We start from the raw sequence: 20,576 nt of genomic DNA, 5'->3' as shown, positions 1-20,576 counted from the left end.
CGATGGCCACCAAACGGATCGTCGGCATCGGCGGCACGATGCGAGCAGGCTCGAGTAGCGAGCGGCTGACCCGCGCTGTGCTCGACGCCTGCGCAAGCAGCGGTGCCGAGACGACGATGTTCGATGGGATCGCGCTGGCCCGCTTCGGTCATTTCAATGTCGAGAACAGCGCGCGGAGCGACGATGAGATCGCCTTCATCGAGGCAATACGCGGCTGCGACGGCATCGTCATCGGCACGCCAGGATATCATGGCGGCGTGTCAGGGCTGGTCAAGAACGCAATCGACCTGCTCGAGGACCTGCGCGGCGATCAACGCACCTACTTCGCCGATCGTCCGGTCGGGCTGATCGTCTCCGCCGCCGGTTGGCAGGCGGGAGGCGTCACGCTGGCGGCGCTGCGGGGCATCGTCCATGCGATGCGCGGCTGGCCGACGCCGGTCGGCATCGCAGTGAATTCGGTCGAGCAGCGCCTGTTCGATACGGCAGGCACTCTCGTCGATGCCGGCGTGGCGGGGCTGGTCAAGGCACAGGCGCAGCAGATCATGGGCTTCCGGTCACAGACTGTCGCGGCATGAGCGACGGTCTCTCACTCGACGAGCAGGCCAGCCTGACCGCGGGCGGATCGATGTGGTCGACGCTTGCGCTACCGGACCATGGCATTCCCGCCGTCAACATGGCCGATGGCCCGATGGGCATTGCCAGCGGCCGGGTCGACGAGCGCGACGTGTCCCTGCTCACCCCGTGCGCGACCGCGCTGGGCGCGAGTTGGGATGTGGCGCTGGTCGAGCGTGTCGGTGCGCTGGTCGGCGGCGAGGCCGTCCGGCGCGGGGTCGACGCGGTCCTCGCACCCAACGTCAACCTCGCCCGCAGCCCGTTGTCGGGCCGGGCCTTCGAATATTTCTCGGAAGACCCCTATCTGGTCGGAGCACTGGGCGCGGCGTGGACGAGGGGGCTGCAGTCGACAGGCACTGCCGCCGTCGTCAAGCACTTGGTCTGTAACGACAGCGAGACCGACCGCGACACCATGAACGTCGTCGTCGACGAACGCGCTCTGCGCGAGGTGTACCTGCTCCCCTTCGAGCTTGCCGCCGCCGCAGGCGCCGGGGGCATGCTCGCCGCCTATAACCGCGTCAACGGCAGCTACAGCGCCGAGCAGGCCCACGTGCTGTGCGACATCGTCAAGCGCGAGTGGGCATTCGATGGCGTCATAATGAGCGATTGGTTCGGGACGCACACGACCGCACCAACGATGGCCGCCGGGCTCGACCTCGAGATGCCGGGCCCGGCTCGGCATCTGGGAGCCAAAGTTGCCGCCGCCGTCCATGCCGGCGAGGTCGACCTCGTGCGCGTCGAGGATGCAGCGACGCGGATAACTAGGTTCGCGCAACGCTTCACCGGGGCCAAGAGCGCACCGCTGGATCTCGAGTCAGCCGACGACTTGTTGACGGAGGCCGCTGCAGCCGGTTTCGTCTTGCTGCGGAATGAGAATGACCTGCTACCCCTGCTTCCGGGGAGGTATCCGACGATCGCGGTGATTGGGCCGAACGCCGATGCGCCCTGCTATCAGGGCGGCACCTTCGCGAAGATCGCCGTGACCCCGACCGCCGTCCGACCGCTCGAAGCGATCCGCCGGCGTTTCGAGGGGCAGGCGCGCGTCGTCTACGAAGCAGGTGTCGACCCGCAACCGCGGCTGCCCGCGATGCCTGTCCGCCCGGCGCGCGACCTCGGCGACGGCTGCCTAGCCGGCATGACGATCGACTATTTCAACGATTTATCATTTGAGGCGGCTCCTCGCTTCAGCGAGACGCGCGCCACCAACTCGCTGGTGTGGTTCGTCGGCGTCCACGGTCAGGGCGCCTGGGATCGGCCCGCCGGCATCCGCGCGAGCGGCTGGTTCCAGCCGACGTCCGATGGTGACCATCAATTCTACGTCGGTGCCACCGGCGCAGTGACGATGACGGTCGACGGTGAGGAAGTGCTGCGCCGCGACGAACCCGTGGCGGCGTCTGATGTGATGGGCACGCTCAAGCGCGGCGACGCCGATGTTACTTCAGTAAGCCTTGAAGCAGGCCGCGAGGTGCTAATCGAAATCCGGTTCCGGCACACGCCCGCGCGGGTACAGGGCCTGTGGTTTGGGGTGCGTGCGCCCGACTCGCCGGAGGCCATGAAGGCTCGCGCCGTAGCCTTGGCCCGCGCGGCCGACGCCGTGATCCTGATCGTCGGGGAAACATCCGACTCGAGCGTCGAAAGCAAGGACCGCAGCGACACAAGGCTGCCGAACGAGCAGATTGCGCTGATCGAGGCGGTCACAGCGGTCAATCCGCGCACCGTAATCGTTGCGAACGTGGGCCATGCCTTCGACGCATTGTGGGCTGATCGTGCTGCGGCGGTACTAGTTGCCTGGTATCCGGGGCAGTCGTTCGGCAACGCATTGGCCGAGGTGTTGGCCGGCGACCGCGAGCCCGGCGGCCGCATGCCTGTGACGATCGCCCGTGCGGAAGACGATTACCCCGCCTTCGACCTCACCCCGGACGCGCAGGGCGACCTACCCTACACCGACGGTGTCGGCGTCGGCTGGCGCGGTATTGCCGCGCCCGCGCACGCCTTCGGCAGCGGCTTCGGCTACGCCCGTTTTGCGATCGAGGATGCCACGGTCGACGGCTTGACGGTCAGCGTGCGCGTCCGCAACCTATCCGGGCGCAAAGGCAGCGAAATCGTTCAAGTCTATCGCGCTTTGCCCGAACGCGCCCTCGCCGGCTTTGCCAAGGTGAACCTCGGACCGCACGAAGCCGCACGCATTCGCATCGCGATCGAGCCAAGGATGCTGCGCCGCTGGGCCGGTGATTGCTGGCAACCACTGCCGGGACCAATCGAACTGGAGCTCGGCCGCTCGTCGAACGATCTGCCGCTCAAGGTAACAATCGTGGCAGCGCCGCCAACTTGACGCGAGATCGAAAATAATATTAGAATGCTAGTTACGATATGGCGGTAGACGCTGGCAACGATGGGCGACACGGAAACGTGATCGGCCACCTGCATAAGGGGAGATGGCATGAATAAATCGAATCTGGTGATCTTGCTGGCAACGACTGGTCTCGCGACAGTCGCAGTGCCGGCGTTTGCGCAGGCCAGTCAGTCGAGCGCGAGCCCGGCGGGCTCCACAGGCCAGGTCAACGATGTCGGCACCACCGGAGTTGCGCGTATCGCAACGGGCGATCAGGCACCGGACAATTCCAACACTCCGAGCACTCAGCTCCAAGATATCGTCGTTACGGCCAACCGGGTCGAATCTACTGCCCAAAAGACTCCGATCGCGTTGACAGTCTATAGTGGTGCTGACATCGCCGCCGCGGGCGTGACAAACGTAACCGGCCTTCAACGCATCGATCCGAGCGTGAACATCGTGTCGACGAACGGTGCGGCTTACGTTGCCCTCCGCGGCATCGCCTCGACCGACGTTACCGAGATCGGCGATCCTTCCGTGCCGATTGCACGTGACGGTTTTTTCACCAACCGCTCGTTCAGCATCGCAACGTCAATCTACGATCTGCAGCGGGTCGAGGTCCTCAAGGGGCCCCAAGGAACTTTGTTCGGACGGAATGCGACAGGCGGTCTGATTAGCCTGATCACAAGGCGTCCGGGTAAAGATCTTGGCGCAAACATCTCGCTGGAGGCGGCCAACTACGCGACGGTGAATGCTGAAGCGGGGATCGACGTACCTTTGGCAGATTGGGCGCAGGTCCGCTTCTCTGGCATCATGCGCCGGCATGACGGGTATCGCAATCTGCTCTCTATCGGCGGCCGCGGCGACGACGATCAGACGCAGTCAGGGCGTGTCACGCTTGCCCTGCAACCCTTCGCCGGGTTCGATGCGCTTATCCAGTATCAGCATGACGACATTGACGACGTCGGCGACGTGGCGGCGATCCGTCCGGTGGCGACGATCTTGCCTAATAATTTCGACGAGAAGCAGTTCGCCAACTACGCCCCAACGAGCAACCGGATCATCGGCAACCGCATCCGCTGGGAATTTAGCTATGATGCACTCCCGCTCGATCTGACGCTCACCTACGCTGGCGGCTATGACACGCAAAAGTGGCGTCATCGCCTCGATGCGAGCGGCACGCCAAGCGATCCCGTCAACTTCGTCCAGGCCGAAAACCCGGATACCTGGAACCACGAAGTGCGGCTGGCGACACCTCAAAACGGCATTTTCTCAGCGCAAATCGGCTATTTTCATTTCGGCGAAACGAATTCGCTCGACAGCGGCTTACTGGAGCGCGGGGGCACTTTCACCGGGCAGTATCTCGTCCACTTCCAGTATCGCACGAAGACCAGCTCCGACGCCGCATTCGGCCAGGCCAGCTTGCGTCTGGGAGACACCTTCAAGGTCACCGGCGGCGCGCGCTACACGTGGGATGCGAAGGACCGGACCGGAACGTCCCAATTGCGCTGTGACATCGCCGGCATTCCGGCTTTTCTGTACCCAGTCCTTGGCTGTGCAGGCACGCCGCCGATTCTTCCAGGGCTCGGCAACGGGTCACTTCGCCAAAAACGCCCTACCTTCCTTGCCGGCGTCGACTGGACGCCAACTGGGCGCAACCTAGTGGATTGAACGAGACGGACGAGTCCTGTTGGGGATTCCCGGCGCCGGTCGGACGTGCGACGTTGTTGGATGCGCACTGGTATCAGGATCGAGGTCACGGCCTCAGACAGGGCTCGGCTTGAAGCGATTGTCTCGGCGCGGGGTTCGCCGCAGAAGCATGTCTGGCGTGCACGGATCATTCTGCTCACGGATCAAGGGCTGGGAACGCTCGCGATCATGGCGGCGGCCGGCAAGTCGAAGACCTGCGTGTGGCGCTGGCAGGAACGCTTCATGGCCCAAGGTGTCGATGGTTTGCTGCGCGACAAGACCCGCCCGCCGGGCATCGCTCCGCTCGAGGCGGGGCTCGTCGACAGGATCGTGGCCCTGACCCTTGAACGCCCCGACCATGAAGCGACGCACTGGACGGTCCGTGCGATGGCCAAGGCGGTCGGCATCGCTGCGTCCTCGGTTGTGAAGATCTGGCACGACCATGGCCTGGCACCGCACCGCTGGCGGAGCTTCAAGCTGTCCAACGACAAGGCGTTTGCCGAGAAGCTGCACGACGTGGTCGGCCTCTATGTCTCGCCGCCGGCACACGCGATCGTGCTGTCGGTGGACGAGAAGAGCCAGATCCAGGCGCTCGACCGTACCCAGCCGGGGCTGCCGCTCAAGCGCGGCCGCGGTGCGACCATGACCCACGACTACAAGCGCAACGGGACGACGACCTTGTTCGCGGCGCTGAACGTGCTCGACGGCTCGGTGATCGGGCGCAACATGCAGCGCCATCGGCACCAGGAGTTCATCCGCTTCCTGAACGCCGTCGAGGCCGAGTTGCCCGCCGACAAGGCCGTCCACGTCATCCTCGACAATTACGCCACACACAAACAGCCCAAGGTCCGCGCCTGGCTCGGCCGGCATCCGCGCTGGACGTTCCACTTCGTGCCGACGTCGTGTTCGTGGCTCAACGCCGTAGAGGGCTTCTTTGCCAAGCTGACCCGCCGGCGCCTGAAGAATGGCGTCTTCTGCTCCGTCGTCGACCTCCAGGCCGCCATCAACCGCTTCATCAAGGAGCACAATCAGGAACCGCGTCCCTTCGTCTGGCGCGCCGATCCAAACGAAATCATCGCCGCCGTCAGACGCGGGCACCAAACGTTAGAATCAGTCCACTAGTCTACGCTAAATACTCGACCGGTTATAAATCCGGCGGCTTCAATTCAAATGGCTCTGCCCCATCGGTGGATTATGGGCAGGAAAACGTGTTTTCGTGGGAGCTCGGTACAAAAAATCGTTTTGCCGACAACAAGTTACAGCTGAACGCGGACATTTTCTATCAGACATACAACGGCTATCAGGCGTCGCAGGCGTCGCCAGTCGTGTCGTCGGGCTCCGGAGTGTTCAATATCGGCAGCGCGAAGATTTACGGTGCGGAGGCGCAATTTGTAGCCCTTCTTGGCGCGGCGCGGTTCGACCTCAACGGGACGTATGTGCATGCTCAGTTCGATAATAATGTCGGCACCGTGAGCAGTACCGATCCTCTAACCGGTGCAAGCATCTCGCGCGATGTATCAGGTAACGAGCTTCCAAACGCACCACGTTTCGCGGTGACCGGTGGACTTGAATATCGCCTGGATCTGCCGAACGGGAGCAGCTTGACCCCGCGGATCGACGGAAAGTTCTCGACCTCGTATTACTACAGCGTGTTCAATGATCCCGACACTCGGCAGAAATCTTTCGCTACCGGTAACCTGCAGCTGACTTATATACCACAGGGGAAGAAACTGCAGCTCGTTGCATTCGTGCGAAACTTTACTGATAAGGCAGTCTTCGCTAACGCCGCGCGCAACTTCACTGCGCAGCCGGCGATTAATGTCTATGAATTTCAGCCGCCGCGAACTTATGGCGTGCGGGTTAGCTTCAACTATTGACCGGCGCGTGCCTTGCTTCGTCTGGTGTGTCCACCAAACGGAGCGAGGGTTCATTTTCGGACAACAAAAATACCGCCTGATGGGCCAACTGCTTAACAAGCTGCCGTACATATTACCACGATGAGATCGGTCCGTTCCCCCTCCTCGGCCATCAGCGCCAGGAGGCTGGGAATGGCCACCGTCTTGGGCCGCCTAGATAGTCAAATGACCGCGGAAACACGCCACCTCTACGCTTTCGGCGAGCACCTCGAACGATCACCCAAAGCTTATTCAGACGCGTCTGTCGGCGTTCGTGACATCAATGCCGTTTGCCACGAGGTTGATCCGCTTATTGCCCGCTCCTCGCCCTCGATCGTGAGCCCGGCGAACGTTGCGGAGGACATGCCTGTACGAGCGGGCGGCTCGAGGGCCGGAAGCCGCCGGTCTGCTTGCCGGGATAGGAAGCAGCATAGCTACCACTTGAGTAGTCGGTGTTTAAAGGCGGCTCCTGCCCTAAAAACATAGACATTGAAATAAATCACCTCCGCTGCCGAAAGCGGTCGGTCAAACATCACGATCTCTCCCGTTTCTCCATCTCCTAGGAGCAACTTCGGTAACGAGGAATCGGAAACAGGTTCCAGAAAGCGGAATCCCAGGATGGCCCCATCGTAATTTGCGGGAAGGCTTTGGCGATTAACGTTCGATTTGGGACGTCACTACAGTCACCCCGCCCTGTCACGCGATCGGCTCCGACTGGACTGATGTTCGCCCTCTTTAATGATGCGTCGCTAACCATACTGATTTTGACGAAACACACTTAAGACCGGAACGAAATACACGATAGAAATTGTTCAGATTCGGGTCTGCCACTTTTACAGTCATTCGTTGATGACGGTAAAACTATCGATCTCACTGAGAGGCCCCCAGCCGGTGTGATCCAGCGTAGCGGTCGGGAGCTTTGCCTAGCCCAGCTTCTAGGATTGTCCGGGTCGATCCAGCACTTGGCCGCGCCGTCACTTACCCGGAATGCGATCGGCAAAGCGGCAGCGAAGGCCGTCTTTCCATAGCGGATCTGCAAGGGCGTCGAAGTGTCTACCGCGGTGCCCGTACCTGATCGATGTACACGGGCAAGTGCCGCGCAAATAAGGCAATGGCCGACCTGGTCGTGCTGGTGCGACAATTCTCGAGATGCTTACTCGTGTGGGCGACCCGCCGGGTCATCCCATGTAGTTCTCGATCTCGGCCCGATTCCAGCCGGTGACACCCAGACGGGGGAAGCGACCCTTGGTCCGCAGTTCCTTCGGCATACTGGATCCGCCATCCAGCCATCGGTAAGAGATTTCGCGGAACGAGATGCGCTCCGCAGCTATCCGGTTCATTGCACACCTGTCGAATGAAGACGGGCCGACACGGTATTGGCTAAATTCGGCAGGGATAGCGTCGATCACCCTTTGCGCGTCGATGTTCATCAGGTCCTCGACGTCGCGACTGTTCAGTGCGGGCGAGAATTCGATCGTATACGCGGATCGATCGAAGCCTTCCGCGTATAGCGGGCGCAACGTCATCGTCGAGGCCTTCGGCACCACGATCCTGCGAGCGAGATAGGCCGACCCCGGCCGGATACGGTATGGCATCGAGCCCGAGCACAGGTCCCGGATAACATGGCCCCACGCCTTCTCGCGTCCACCGACTGTCGCAAGCCCGTTCCGCAGGTCGATCTCCTCGCCCCCCTCAGCCAGTTCGGCGGCAGGCGCCGACAGCTGCGACATTAGCTTGTCGAGACTGCGGCGGCTCAATCTCAGTTCCGGGTAGACGGCGGACAGCGCGGGGTCGTCGATGGTCTCGAGGAGGCCGATGCAGACGAGCTGCTCAACCCCGAAGTGTGTGATACCGAGGGCTTCGGACGCCTTGGCGACAGTGATCCTGTCGCGGACGAACCCCCGCAGCTGGTCGAGATCCGACTTGAGGAACGTCGCGAACGAACGCGTCCCTCCAGATTTCGCGACTGTCCTCACGAGGCCTTCAGCATGCAGGTCACGGAGCGCCGTATCTGATATCCTGAGATACTTGGCCGCCCCTCCTCCGGACAGCCTGTCGTCGGTCAGCTTCCGGGCCAACCGCTGCTTAGGCTTGAACAGATCGGGGAACCGGCTTTTGAAGAGACGACGTATGAAGGGCCAGGATTCTCGGCTGCCGATGGACCGGAGACGCTCGACGAGAGGATCACCCATGAACTCCTTCTTGGTGCCCCAGTCGGCGATAGCCCCGCTCACGCTACCGGGCCAATCTTCGAGGATCGCACCTGCCGCCGCGAGAAGGCCGACCCGCTGCTCGACCGGCAGCGATTGGTGTCGATTCCGGGGCACGTATTCGACTGGAGCGGCGATCGCGTAGGCGAGCGTCCATCCCAGCTCGAAGGCCGCGCCACGCCCGAGGGCCTGAACGTCGGCGGGCAGGCGGGCCATCGCCCGCGCATGGCGGGTCTCCTCCGGATCGATCAACGAGGTCATCAGCGACGTGGCAACACGATCGGCAGACGAGAGGTGGTGGCTCTCCGCGGTCTTTAGGTCGAAGCCGCACGTCTCGCAGATGTCGATCCCGGCCGTGCGATACCAGCCGAGCTTGCCCTCGCACGCCGGGCAGGTCGCGATCAGGTGCTCGCCCGTATCCGGAGAGAATGGGATCAATCCGTGCATCCAGACAGCCCGATGGTACGGCGCATCCATCAGAGACCTTGGCGCTATGCGGCGCACACGGACGACCAGGTCCTGCGGCGGGATCCACGCTCCGTGAAAGTCGCATTTCATGAGCATCGGATCGTCGAGGATCGGTAAGTGCCGTAGGCGCGTGATCTCCGCGCCAGAGGTGCCCAGGACGAGAGCCAGCGCGTCGGAGGACAACCGTTCGCGGTGTCCCATATCGAACGGGATATGGTGGGCGCTGCCGGCCGCGGCGGTGATGAGCGCCGTGGTATTGTGCATGTTGGCTGCCGCCGAACGCGCAACAAACCCCAGAAGGCTCTCGTAGCGGAATGGCACGCACGGGAATAGCAGCCGCGGAATGGCCGCGGTCCGTCCCCACGGCCGCGGCTCGGCCGCGGACGATGGCTTAGATGGGCTGGTGGAGTCGGTGTCGATCATCGGACGTCACGCTTCAGGGCGTGGCGGAAGGGGTTGATCTCGATGATGCCCTGAGCGACCGCCCAGTTGTCCGTCGCGGATGCCAGATCGCAGAGTTCCACGTAATCCGCGTCTCGCCTGATCGCGCTCTGGAGGGCGACGCGCACAAGATTAACGACCCGGCCGATGATTCCCCGCGATATCTCATGGAGGCAGGCGAGAGTCTGCGGGTCGTCGAGATGGCTTGAGGTCCTGACGACCTTGGACTCCACCATCCTGGCGTCGAGCCGTTTCACGAACCCCTTGAAGTCGGCGTAGTCGCGTTCGGACCCTTCATCCAACGGCCTGAGGTCGCACGGCGGCAGCATCCGGTTCGACAGCTGGATGTTGCGCTGGAGCATGGCCTTTGCCTGGTCGGTGCCCATCAGGACCAGCGGAACGATCCCGTCGTCGAGAACGCGCTTGATCGCGTCTGTGACGTCGTGCCTATCGCTCGTCATGGTCGAGAGGTGCTGGATCTCGTCGATGATGAGAAGCTGAACGCCGCGCCGTTTTAGGTAGTCGTAGCTGCGCCGGCGCATCGCGTCGCCGCTCCCCTTGTCGTGGAACTGGTCGCCGACCTGGTAGAGCAGGGACGACCACAGCCTCTTCGTGCTCGTGGCGAGGTCGAGCTGCACGATCACCACCGGCGTATCGCCGTCGGCGTGCCGCTTCATAGCCAGCACGTGCTTCTGGTATTCGATGGCGGTCGAGGTTTTGCCCGAGCCGGAGGGCGCGAGGTTCCGTATGGCCAGCATCCTGCCTCCCTTCCTGCCGAGTTCGCGCAGTTCGTCGAATGCCGCGAAAACGCGGGTCTGCGCGGGGTTCGGGACGTAGATCCGCTCGTAGACGGCGACCTTGTCGGCGATCTCCACCGCCACCGCGTTGCCCTGCCGAGGCGTCGGGAGGCCCGACTTCGGAAGGAACTCGGCGTCGGCGAAAAGCGGGCGGTTGAGCTTGGTGTTGGCGATCATCATGCATACTCCTGAAAGCGACGATCCTCGTCGTCCGGGCTGGTCCAGATGTTCGCAGCGCGAGCAGTCGACAGCCCCTCGTCGTCGTCCGAGCGTGGATCGACGTCGGTCCTGGCTCGCTCGCGGAGAGGCCTGGGCCTGGCCGGGTTGCTGACCGAGCGATCGGCATCGGTCCGCGTCTCTGCTGCGGGATCGTGCAGGATTTCGCCCATGCCGTCGTGGCGGTGTGGTGCCTTCTCGATGATGACGTCGGCGGATCCGACGTTGCCGAACCCGCCCTCGGTCATCCTGGCGATCGCCCGGCGCTCGCGGGCCGCGAGGTCCGGGGCGACCTGGCGGATGAGCTTGTTGAGTTCGTGCCGGGCAGACAGGCGCTCCTCGGGCGTGTTGAACTCCCTGTTCTCCCTGACAGTCCACTCGCGAATCTGCTTGTGCTGCCAGAGACCGAGGCCTTCGGCGTAGTCGGGCGTGGTGCAGGGTAGACGGACGGGCATGTCCGATTTCCCGCCGTAGACGAGGATCGAACCGAGGTTCATCGGATCGTAGCGGATGTCGACAGTGCCGGTCGCCGAGTTCGCGATCCGCCGGCCCACCTTCTCGACGCCGGCGCTCTCCTCGAGCAGCGCAGCAACGGCTTCGGGGTCGTGGTATCGCAGGCCTGCGAACGTGATGCCGTTCCTCGTGAGACGGCGGCCGCGGGCACGGTTCATCGTCAGGACGTCGAGCACGCGCTCGTCGCGTATGATGTTCCGGCCGTGGACCTCCATCGACCTCTGCCATGCCGACGCAGGCTGTTGATCGATGCCCGAATGCAGCTCGACGTGGTAGGCGCAGATGAAGGTGTCGATCAGCAGCCGCAGCTCGTTGAGCGTCAGCACGGCCGACCTCTCCGGGTCGTAGCCGATCTCGCGCATCGCCTTCGGGTCCATGGTGGCACCCGGCAGCTGCTCCAGCAGCCAGGTCTTGAGCGTCGCGAAGAACCGCTCGACCATCGCCTTGTAGGTCGGGCTGGCTACGGGCGCGAGGGTCATGGTGATGCCGAGGTCAGCCATGATCGCCCGGAAGTCGTCGGCGACGTAGTTCGTCCCATTGTCGAAGACGATATCGTCGAACTTGCCCGCGATCCTGATCAGCACCGGATAGCGCGCGGCCAGGTCCGACCGGATCGTCTTGGGTCGGTTAGCGCGCCGCAGGACTTCGGCGGCGGTGTGGACGCTTGGCGGCTCGAAGGAGAGCAGCCAGCCGACAATGCACCGGCTGTGGACGTCCATCAGGATGCACAGGTATGGCCGCCCGGCGGGCAGCGAGCGTTCCGCGTCGAACACGGCGATCGTGTCGAGGATGGTGTCGTCCATCAGACCGATCTGGAGGATCCTGAGCGCCCGCAGACCGCGGCCCGACGGATTGAACCGCTTTTTCGCGGCGGTCTCGCCGTGCTTCCGAGCGTAGTTGTCCCGGCAGTAGTAGGCCTGGATCTGCCGTCGCACCGTCTCGCGTGAAGGACGGGCGAGCTCCTCGAGACCCGCCGCCCGACGCGTGAGGTTCAGTTCGTCGATATCGGCGGCGACTTTCGCCTGGACGGCGGTCTGCCTGATCCCACGCGACGAGTAGAACCAGAGCGCTGCCTGCTCGACGATCCGGAGGACGGGCTCCTCCAGCTTCCGGGCGCGCTTCACGCGGCCGGATCGGCTCATCATACTGGCGAGCGTCGCCAACTCGGGATCGTCCCTCCGCATCCACCGGCGGACCGTCGCCGTGGTCGGCCGCTCGCCGCTGACCTCCGTCATCGTATCCGTCCAGACGGCGTAGATGGCGGTCGATAGGTCGGGGTCGCAGCAGCCGACCCCCCTTTTCGACAACGCCTTGACGACTTCCACCCGGATTCGGGCCATCGGATCGAGGGCGTTGATCTCGTCGTGATCCAGTCCGGCCGACGACTGTGCCTGCATGATCACACGACCGTCACCATCCCGGACCATCCGAAACCGGCCCTCCCGCATCATCCGCTCGAGAAAAGCTGTGTCCGTCAGCCGCGATTCGCCGGTGATGGGATCCTCGACTCGGTAGGGCATGCCGGTCCGGGCGCGGATCACCGCCAGCAACCCGTCCCCGTAGTCGCGTTCGACGATGAGCCGGTCGTCGTCTATTTCGATGGTCGAGCCTATCAGGCCGTTTATGTGCAGGTCCGTCATCGGACTGTCCTTTTTCTCAGGACGGCCCGGACCGAATCCACGCCGTCGGTGATGGCGTCGGATCCGGGCGGCTTCGCCGCACGGGTGGTGGTGGCGTGAGGATCCCTCAGGATCTGTCGAGCGCCAGCACCACGGGAGACCGCCATCTCAGGCGGCGCACGGTCCGGGCCGTGCCGCCGCGGGTGGTCGGAGGAAATGGGAGGCGTCCGCCATCGAGCCGCCGGGGCGCCCGACCCAGTGGAGTTCGGATCCAGCCAAAGAAGTCGGGCGACCTCACAGGCGGATCGAAGGCAGGCGGGTCATCGCGACGGGCGCGGCCGTGACGATGCTTGCGGGACCGATCGGTCGATCGAGATCGATCGCGACCACGTGTCGGACCATCAGTGCGCACGCCGCAGCGAGGCCGTTGCGACGGTCCTCGCACAGCAGATTCATCAGAGCACCGAGCGACAGCGTCCCCTTCGCCACCGCTGCGGCGGCGTCGGCGCGTTGCCGCGTCGTGACAGAGGTAAAACGATGGCTTTGGACGAGATCGACGTTGTCGTTGAAGTCTTGGTCGCCGAGAGCGGCCAGGGTGATCATGACGTAGTCCCAGCCGAGCGCCGCCGCCGCCGCCGAACCCAGCAGCCGCTGCATGACGCCGCCGGCATCGCGGAAGTCGCAGACATCACGCTTCACGTCGATGAGTTCGCGTCGGCCGTCGAACCATAGCCGGGATCCATCGGGGATGTGGATTCGCCTGATGCCGTCGACGACCGCCTCGATCCGGCACGGTTGCGGCACCGCGTCCCGGATGCCAGGCATCACTTCATTGTGCCGGGCGAGCCGAAACTCGGTCTGGCATTCGAGGGGATGCGACTCGTCGAACCTCCCGGAGGTGTAGCTCCGCGTCGGCACGACCTTCGATCCTGTGTGGATCGTGCGTATCGGTCCGGGCTCGATCGGGAAGACGATGCGGATGCTGCCGGGCGCGATGACCGGCGGCGTCGAGAGCGGACGCCTCCCCTCATCTGAACGCGTCATGCGGCCATCTCCGACGTGGATGGCTTCAGACGCCAACTGGTCGAAGGGCCGGTTCGGCTGCAACCGGCGGTGCCGTCCGCGCTGTAGCTCCGTCTCCAATCGCATCATGCTCCATGCCCACGCGTGGGACGCACGATTTCGAGAGCGGCGGTTCCGGCGTGACGGCGGGGCTCGATGGCCCGCACAATCCCGACCTTCTCGACCGGGAGACCGTCCCTATCTAACCGGTGGGATCGGCAGTCTGTTTGAAACCCACGCATCCCAATCTCCAAATGAGTGTCGATGCGCCTCAGATAATAGCCCCAGCGCTCATGTCAATCGAGACTAGTTTGGATATCGAAATTAATTTGGAGACGCTGGGGCCCTCGACTATGTTTCAGCGGTGGATGATTCTCGAAATGGCCAGAGCGGTGACGGGGGACGACGCTCGCCTGCGTCGCCGGAGGTGTTCTTGGGAGATCCGCTTCCGGAAAGGGAACACGCGATGTGGGCGGCGCTTTCCGTGGCTCAACGCGCAAAGGCCATGCAGCGGATGACGGCGTTGAGCCGATGGACCGGCGACGACGGCAAGCTCGACGCCAAGAAGGCCGCCGGCGATGCGGGCGTCAGCGTCACGCGTCTCTACGAGATGGCCAAGGAGTGGCGCACGAAGCGGTCCCTCGACTCATTGGGGACGTTCGCCGGCGCGCCCAAGACGCGTCTCGGCGTTCACGACGCTGCGATCAGACGTGCGCTGGTCGCCGTGTTCGACGCAAATCCGCAGGGTAGCGTGCGCAAGCTGGCATTCGACCTCGAAGCCGCTATCGGTGAGCACATCGAGGACCCTCCGAGCCACAACACGTTGCGGCGATACGTAGAAGAGGAGCGCCGGCGGCGTGAACGCGAGGACCTGGCCGGCAACGACCTGATGCTGGACTGTTCGGCGTGCGTGCTGAAGCCGAGCGACGACGTTCTGATGACCGCTTTCGTGATCGTTGACCGGGCGACGCAGGTCATCGTCGGAGCCGGGCTCGGTGACGTCGCCGACAGCCGAGCCGGCTACAGCCGCGCCGCACGCGACGGCCGCCGTCGGCTGTTCCGGGGGGAGCTCGGTCGGCTGCGTTGGGCGGAGAGGATGGCGCGCGCCGAGATCGTCGTCGGCACCGACCTGAGCGTCTGGACAGGCGCACGCGAGCGCTTCGCCGCCGCCGGGGTCGGATGTGGGGTCGAGATGTCCACGCGCAGCAACCGCTACGGTCGATATCTTCGGCCGGCCACGGGTCTCCGCATCGGAACCGTTGTCCTGATGCCGACGCACACGGTCTCCAGTCCGGACGGGAGCGTGTTGAAGCGGGTCACCTCGCCGACGGACGACCACGTGGCGCGCTTCTCCGTCGAGGTCGACGAATACAATGCCACGGCGATGTCGGGCTTCAGTCACGGCTCGAACCTCCCGCCGCCGCCCGATCTTCCGCGTCTGCTCGAGCTACTGTCCAGCGATTAGGTCGCCCACGACAGGACCGCCGACGCGGCTCCGCGAGCGGCATTGTGGACGCCGATCTGCTCGCCGATCAGCCGCCGCGCGTCTTCGGGCGAAAGCGGTGCATCCTTGATCGATCGGAGCATGTCCGCCGGCGCAATCGCCCGGCTAGGCTGGAAGATCAATTCAAGGGAGCCAAACCCGCGGCCCAACGTCCGTGCGGTGTGCGTCCTCGCCGCGGACGGCTTCATGGACGTGAACTCGACCTCGCTGCGCCTCCGAATCGGACCCGCGAGGTCGGCGTCCACCAGCACCGCGCCGCCGGCAACCCGGCATTCTAGACCGTCGACGATGGTCGACGCGGTCGCGGCGTCGTCCCCCATCGCGGCGGCGAGGATGGCGCCCGTCTTCAGATCCACCGCCATCGCGAGTGTGGGGAACGCGACCCCGTCGTCTGTTTCGACCGGCAGTCGTACCTGGCATCTCGAGACGACGATGCCCTCGCGGCCATTCGCACCTCGTGTTCGACGGTCCGCCATCACCATGTTCCAGATCGTGCTGCGTGACGGTGTGGCCACGCGAAGCGTCCCGCACCTCTGCTTCACATGTCTGACCGTCTCGACCAGCGATACGTCGGGTCCGAGCTTCGCTATCACCGCCGCCGCGGCCGCCTTGCTGGCTGAGGGGAGGTTTCGGGCGCTCTTCGGGCGGGGCACGCCCTTGGCGGCACCGGCCCCTGAGATCGCCACAGCCTTGCCGTGCTCGCGCCAGGCACGCACGAGCGCCAGGAACTGGTTGACGCTCAGGCCGAGGGCGGCGGCGTGATCGATCCTATCCTGATCGGTGGGCGCCCGAAGCGCGATGTAGTCTCGGACCACCGACACGCGGCGCCGCACCTCGTTAAGCCGGAGTGGATTGACGCCCGTCATGTCCATATCGTCGTTTGCTGCAGACGCGGCGAATCCGCCGTCCGCCGGGGTGGCGTCGGTCATTCAGTCCTCCATCAATGTCGTGTTTGGATCGAAGCGTCGGTCGTCGAGCGCGCGGCTGGTCGCCAAGTGGCGCCTCGAGCGTCACCGTTTAAGCTACCTCAGGCAGCGTCCCGCAGCGCGGAGCATGCAGCGCGAACGACGGCGCCTGACGCGACGTTGGTCATCTCATACCGGTCCCTATCTGCCAGGCTGACGTTGGAATCCATGCAATCTGCCGATCGGGCTTGCCGGTGCGCCATAGTCGGCTCCGACGTCGTTGTTTGGCTCGCCGCGTGACGCGTGCCTCCAGTCTCGTGATACTCGGTCATTCGGTTGGCACCTCGAGCAGCCAACCGCCCGGGTCGGGGTCGGGGTCGGGGTCGGGGTCGCCGCCGCCGCCGCACTCGCCCTGCTGCGTGAGAAGTGCGCGGACAGGAACCGGTCGCGGGATTCCGCCAAGCTCAGGCTGGTTCTGCCCGACGAAGCGCTGGCCACGGTTAAGTTGGGACGAGCGGATCCGCCCGACGATTTAGCAATGGGTCATCCCGACTGGACCGCGGCGGTTCGGGGTCGGTCTGGTGTCACGGGTCGGTCGTAGACTGGGCAAGCTCTGGTTGAAGCCCCAGTCCACAACGGGCGATGGGGCGGGGACGACGAAGGCGCCAACGAGGCTCACTCCTCCAACGCTCGCGGATGCCGATCTCCTCGCGGCGCGGGAAATAAGCGTTCATAACGCACCTATCTTCGGGGCGCTGGCGGCCGGCCTCGATGAATCTGGCGGGGACAGCCGTTCGTGTCCATTACGATGATGCTGAAATGGTTCGCGGACGTCGAGTGACTAGACCTCGCCTTCAGGCGCAAGGTCGCCGCATACGGCAGGCAGCATCTCCTCTAGATTGATTACGAGATCGGCGGACGGAAGCGGTCGTGAACCCGCTCCGGGACGACGCACCAGCCTGGACCTGATCAGCGCTTCTGCCTCCGCGAGCGGCATCGCCGCCGCCCCGGCGCGCAGCTTCGCCGGCCGCTTCGAGGGTGGGCGGAACGCCAATCCTGGATGAAGCCGAAGACCGGCCGGTCTTGTTCCCAGTGCGGCCTTCGAATGGTCTAGCCGTCCGCGCCGTATGACCGTGCGGCCGACCCTTTCGACGCCGTATGCGGAGAGAGCCTCGGTGATGCGGTTCCAGTCCTCACCGACGCCGACGTCCAGATGCAGGCGTATGGCAGGGCCGTCTCCGTCTGCGTTCGGGGATGGCGGCCCGGCGATGCGGAAGGCGTCGAGAAGCGACGCTGCAGCCGACGCGGCGGTGACCGCCTCCATCTCGACTACGAGCCCGATGACCACAGGACTGGCTCCCCGGAGATCGATTGTAAACGTCGCGACCGGCATCGCAGGCGCACCCCGGCCGCGGCCGACCGGAACGTCGATGGCGGCGTGCGTCACGATGACGTCGAATTCAGCGAGGAGCCCCGTCTTCAACGCCCGTTCCGCCATCATCCCGGCGACAAGCCGGCGGGACGCCTCCCGCGCCGGAAGCTGCATGCCGCTCCTGGCGGCAGCGGCGTGAGCCTGCCGCATGACGCGGGCGATGGTCGGTTCTGGATCTGCCTCGACCGCGTCAGCCAACAGCTGACGCTGTTCCACGGTCACGGGCGTTTGCCTTGCGTAGCCCGACCGTGCTCCCGGAAGGCTTTCCGGCCGACCGGAGCTTCGCCAGACCTTTACTAGCCGGTAGAACTGGACGTAGGTGAGGCCCAGTTCGACCGCGCAGGCTTCGGCATGACGTCGGCCCGGATTGGCGATGAAGCCTTGTATGATGCCGATCCGCCGCAACACCTCGGCGCGTCGATGTGGCGCGACGAACGTTAGGTCGTGTGTTCCATCCATGTCGGTCTCCTTTGGATGAAGACCGCCGCAAGGTGCGGCGGTCTTGTTCGGCGAGATGCGGATTTCGCGGCGCGGCGCGATGGGGTCGGTCGGCACTCGAATGGTCCGGACGTGCCGACCGGCGCCGGGCGGCGTCGTTGGGTCGTCGCACCGCGGAGGGACGCGATCCGGGCAGGCCGGCGTTCCTCGGCTCAGTGGCGACCAGGGTCGCGTCGGGGTCGGTCGGTCCGTCGGATGAGGCGACACGGATCGTCGTTCCGGGGCCCGTCGCAACATTCGACCGAAGGCTCGCCGTCACCCTGGTCGAGCTTGGGTTCCGGGTTTTGGTCCCCGCGGACCGTGCACACCGTCACCTCGCCCGTCCTGCCGCTTCGACGAGCGGCCACCACTTGGTCAGGACTTCGCGATCCAAGTGGCCGCGGACGCCTTGATGGGCGAATGGGGATTGCGGGCGCTGTTGGGCCGGGCCACGCCCGTGACGCCTTCCGGCGGCGGACGCCGAGGTGCCGCGCGTTTCATTCTCGTCGACGCTTTCGCGACTTCATCGTTGCCCTGCATGTAAGAGCGGCGACCTCCACAGACTACGCCGCTACAGGCTGTGTAGCCGGTCCCTTTGAGCGGCAATTCGCTCGAGGCGCCGACGCCGGCGCATTCCAGCAATTATTCGCCTGTTGTTCCAGCAAACCATGGGCCGCGCAGTCAGATCCGGATCATCCGGTTCTCGACGGGTCGCTGCGACAGGATCGAGTCTTCCAAGCAGTGATATCCGTTGCCGCTGTAGGTGACGCCATTGATGAAGCGCAGCGTAGTCGCACGAAGTCCGACCATTGGATTATAATCGTGAAGGGTTACGGCGCCGCCGGGGAACGCGATTGGAGCCGCAGCGAATTCGAGGAATGCGGTGCCTTCGATCTCTCCTCTTTCGGCGCTGGCCCAGACTTCGCGGAACGCGGTGAAAACGAGGGCCGCCATGTCATCCGACCAAGACGGGACAACGTCCTGCACCTCGAAAGGCCCCGACGGCGAAGCGCCGATCAGACCGATATATGCCGTCGCCATGACGCGGGAGAAAATGAGTGCAGGATCGACTCCGATGACCGCCAGGGCCATGCGCTCCGGAAATGCGGCGCCAAGCCAGACGAGCAGGCGGGCCCGCCACTCCAGCCCGTGGGCCAGCGTGGTGATGATATTTTCTTCGACACAGTGACTCCTCATCCAAGTCGCATAGATGCCGAGATCGTCGCTGATGGCGGGGAGTGCGTATGCGGCACTAGTAGTAAGAGTGTAGGGCTTTGCCGAACGCCCGGTCATGCCATGGATGTCTCTCTGCTCCGCCTCCTCTCGATGGGCGTCACAAATGCGTATAGCCTGGTCGCCTGCAATTCGGTGAACGGATCAACGTCCAAGTCAAAGAGAGATGAGATCATTTTCAATTCCCAACAAGCTGTATACGTTTCTCCAAGATGTCGGATATGCATTGATTCCGGCGCGGCACTACCTCAGATTACTACTTTTCGCCATCATGATCACCTGATGGATTACTTCACTAGATTCGTCGTACCGTCTCACATAGAACGATATTCATGGCCGTTGGGGCCGAAGATCGCGCAGAATCGCGCATTATCGACCGTGACGGATCATTACCATCAACAACCAAAACTCCCCGCGCGACAGCCGGGACGCTTCCTTGCTCCCTTGTTTGGCTTCGCAAAATGGCTCCCGGCATGCGCTGACTGCAATCCGATCGACGGGAACCTTAAAGAAAAAGACGCCGAGGAATTCTTCTCTGCGACCTTCCCGCAAATGGCTATCCTTGCGGAATTGAAGCGGGAGAAGGTTTCGAAGCCCGAACGGCGGGCTAGATTTCTAGAGATGTTTGCCGCGTCCCGAACGGCGGAGAGGCTGGCTGCGATCGACGCATTCACCGAGGTCTTGGTGGATTCCGCTGCCGCCTCACATAAGTCGGCCGGGCGGCACGGCGCCGCCTACTCGGCTTATCACCAAGTCGTATCCCCTTCGCGGTCCGGTTCAGGGCAGTCGTCGTGCTAGGCGCCTGCGCGCATGCTGGCGGACGACTGACGCTCGGCCGCAGAACGGGTCGATGTGGCTGCAAACTCGCCGCTCGTTAGCCGTTGGCGGGGCGTCTTCCCCTATGATCGCGGACCTCGAGCGCTGACCTTAAGTAAGGTCAGCGCTCGCAGCGCCGTCGTGCCGGTCGTTCAGGACCTCTACGTCCGCCTATGCCAAGCCTGAACAGAAAGAGGCGGTGCGAAGGCCGCTTCGAATGGGTTGGGCGAGTACGGCTTCACATGACGCGGCGTCGCTCATCTCATGCCGGTCGCTATTCACCCGGCTGACGCGGAATCCATGCGATCTGCCGAACGGGCATGCCGGTGCCCCATTGTCGGCGCCGACATCGCTG

14 protein-coding genes are annotated in these 20,576 nt (G+C 64.0%); 7 read left to right on the top strand and 7 right to left on the bottom strand.

What is annotated here, in order from left to right:
- Window positions 1–2 precede the first annotated feature (2 nt).
- The 5 genes from KTC28_RS05065 to KTC28_RS05045 all read left to right on the top strand — a co-directional run bounded on the left by KTC28_RS05065 (window position 3) and on the right by KTC28_RS05045 (window position 6,510).
- On the top strand, window positions 3–575 hold the full coding sequence (locus tag KTC28_RS05065) for an NADPH-dependent FMN reductase (RefSeq protein WP_216710587.1): 573 nt from the start codon (window positions 3–5) through the stop codon (window positions 573–575).
- Window positions 572–2,944, top strand: coding sequence for a beta-glucosidase family protein (locus tag KTC28_RS05060; protein WP_216710588.1), 2,373 nt, complete (start codon window positions 572–574; stop codon window positions 2,942–2,944). Before KTC28_RS05065 ends, KTC28_RS05060 begins: the two co-directional genes overlap by 4 nt.
- A 108-nt stretch (window positions 2,945–3,052) precedes the next feature.
- Complete coding sequence (locus KTC28_RS05055) at window positions 3,053–4,615, top strand: TonB-dependent receptor (protein ID WP_223132291.1); 1,563 nt, start codon at window positions 3,053–3,055, stop codon at window positions 4,613–4,615.
- A 60-nt stretch (window positions 4,616–4,675) separates the two neighbouring features.
- Window positions 4,676–5,755 (top strand): IS630 family transposase, encoded by a 1,080-nt coding sequence (locus KTC28_RS05050; protein WP_216711703.1) that lies wholly within the window; start codon window positions 4,676–4,678, stop codon window positions 5,753–5,755.
- Between the two features lie 65 nt (window positions 5,756–5,820).
- Window positions 5,821–6,510, top strand: coding sequence for a TonB-dependent receptor domain-containing protein (locus KTC28_RS05045; protein ID WP_223132290.1), 690 nt, complete (start codon window positions 5,821–5,823; stop codon window positions 6,508–6,510).
- A 1,196-nt stretch (window positions 6,511–7,706) separates the two neighbouring features.
- Here the strand turns inward: KTC28_RS05045 and KTC28_RS05040 are convergent.
- From KTC28_RS05040 to KTC28_RS05025, 4 genes are all read right to left on the bottom strand, one after another.
- Complete coding sequence (locus tag KTC28_RS05040) at window positions 7,707–9,629, bottom strand: hypothetical protein (protein WP_216709980.1); 1,923 nt, start codon at window positions 9,627–9,629, stop codon at window positions 7,707–7,709.
- On the bottom strand, window positions 9,626–10,624 hold the full coding sequence (locus KTC28_RS05035) for a TniB family NTP-binding protein (protein ID WP_216709981.1): 999 nt from the start codon (window positions 10,622–10,624) through the stop codon (window positions 9,626–9,628). The genes KTC28_RS05040 and KTC28_RS05035 overlap by 4 nt, the downstream gene beginning before the upstream one ends.
- A complete protein-coding gene (locus tag KTC28_RS05030; protein ID WP_216709982.1) occupies window positions 10,621–12,813 on the bottom strand; it encodes a TnsB C-terminal domain-containing protein in 2,193 nt (730 codons plus the stop codon). The genes KTC28_RS05035 and KTC28_RS05030 overlap by 4 nt, the downstream gene beginning before the upstream one ends.
- Window positions 12,814–13,086: 273 nt before the next feature.
- The gene (locus KTC28_RS05025; RefSeq protein ID WP_216709983.1) at window positions 13,087–13,710 is read right to left on the bottom strand and encodes a hypothetical protein; all 624 of its coding nucleotides are present in this window, start codon (window positions 13,708–13,710) and stop codon (window positions 13,087–13,089) included.
- Window positions 13,711–14,320: 610 nt separating this feature from the next.
- Here KTC28_RS05025 and KTC28_RS05020 point away from each other — a divergent pair.
- The gene (locus KTC28_RS05020) at window positions 14,321–15,319 is read left to right on the top strand and encodes a hypothetical protein (protein WP_216709984.1); all 999 of its coding nucleotides are present in this window, start codon (window positions 14,321–14,323) and stop codon (window positions 15,317–15,319) included.
- Here the strand turns inward: KTC28_RS05020 and KTC28_RS05015 are convergent.
- The 3 genes from KTC28_RS05015 to KTC28_RS05005 form a co-directional block, all read right to left on the bottom strand.
- The gene (locus KTC28_RS05015; protein ID WP_216709985.1) at window positions 15,316–16,287 is read right to left on the bottom strand and encodes a hypothetical protein; all 972 of its coding nucleotides are present in this window, start codon (window positions 16,285–16,287) and stop codon (window positions 15,316–15,318) included. The two genes, KTC28_RS05020 and KTC28_RS05015, sit on opposite strands and share 4 nt — an antisense overlap.
- Before the next feature lie 817 nt (window positions 16,288–17,104).
- Window positions 17,105–18,100: a hypothetical protein gene (locus KTC28_RS05010; protein ID WP_216709986.1), complete on the bottom strand. Its 996-nt coding sequence runs from the start codon at window positions 18,098–18,100 to the stop codon at window positions 17,105–17,107.
- A 753-nt stretch (window positions 18,101–18,853) separates the two neighbouring features.
- Window positions 18,854–19,465: a hypothetical protein gene (locus tag KTC28_RS05005; RefSeq protein WP_216709987.1), complete on the bottom strand. Its 612-nt coding sequence runs from the start codon at window positions 19,463–19,465 to the stop codon at window positions 18,854–18,856.
- 222 nt (window positions 19,466–19,687) lie between these two features.
- On the opposite strand from KTC28_RS05005, the gene KTC28_RS05000 reads away from it, so the two are divergent.
- A complete protein-coding gene (locus KTC28_RS05000) occupies window positions 19,688–20,203 on the top strand; it encodes a hypothetical protein (protein ID WP_216709988.1) in 516 nt (171 codons plus the stop codon).
- Window positions 20,204–20,576: the final 373 nt, after the last annotated feature.

Source organism: Polymorphobacter megasporae, from assembly GCF_018982885.2.
Classification (GTDB): Bacteria; Pseudomonadota; Alphaproteobacteria; order Sphingomonadales; family Sphingomonadaceae; genus Polymorphobacter_B; species Polymorphobacter_B megasporae.
This window is presented reverse-complemented; position numbering and strand designations above follow the sequence as displayed.

Coding starts and splice junctions, on each gene's coding strand:
- KTC28_RS05065 (WP_216710587.1), top strand. CDS start 3: ATGGCCACCAAACGGATCGTCGGCATCGGCGGCACGATGCGAGCAGGC.
- KTC28_RS05060 (WP_216710588.1), top strand. CDS start 572: ATGAGCGACGGTCTCTCACTCGACGAGCAGGCCAGCCTGACCGCGGGC.
- KTC28_RS05055 (WP_223132291.1), top strand. CDS start 3,053: ATGAATAAATCGAATCTGGTGATCTTGCTGGCAACGACTGGTCTCGCG.
- KTC28_RS05050 (WP_216711703.1), top strand. CDS start 4,676: ATGCGCACTGGTATCAGGATCGAGGTCACGGCCTCAGACAGGGCTCGG.
- KTC28_RS05040 (WP_216709980.1), bottom strand. CDS start 9,629: ATGATCGACACCGACTCCACCAGCCCATCTAAGCCATCGTCCGCGGCC.
- KTC28_RS05035 (WP_216709981.1), bottom strand. CDS start 10,624: ATGATGATCGCCAACACCAAGCTCAACCGCCCGCTTTTCGCCGACGCC.
- KTC28_RS05030 (WP_216709982.1), bottom strand. CDS start 12,813: ATGACGGACCTGCACATAAACGGCCTGATAGGCTCGACCATCGAAATA.
- KTC28_RS05020 (WP_216709984.1), top strand. CDS start 14,321: ATGTGGGCGGCGCTTTCCGTGGCTCAACGCGCAAAGGCCATGCAGCGG.
- KTC28_RS05015 (WP_216709985.1), bottom strand. CDS start 16,287: ATGACCGACGCCACCCCGGCGGACGGCGGATTCGCCGCGTCTGCAGCA.
- KTC28_RS05005 (WP_216709987.1), bottom strand. CDS start 19,465: ATGACCGGGCGTTCGGCAAAGCCCTACACTCTTACTACTAGTGCCGCA.
- KTC28_RS05000 (WP_216709988.1), top strand. CDS start 19,688: ATGGATTACTTCACTAGATTCGTCGTACCGTCTCACATAGAACGATAT.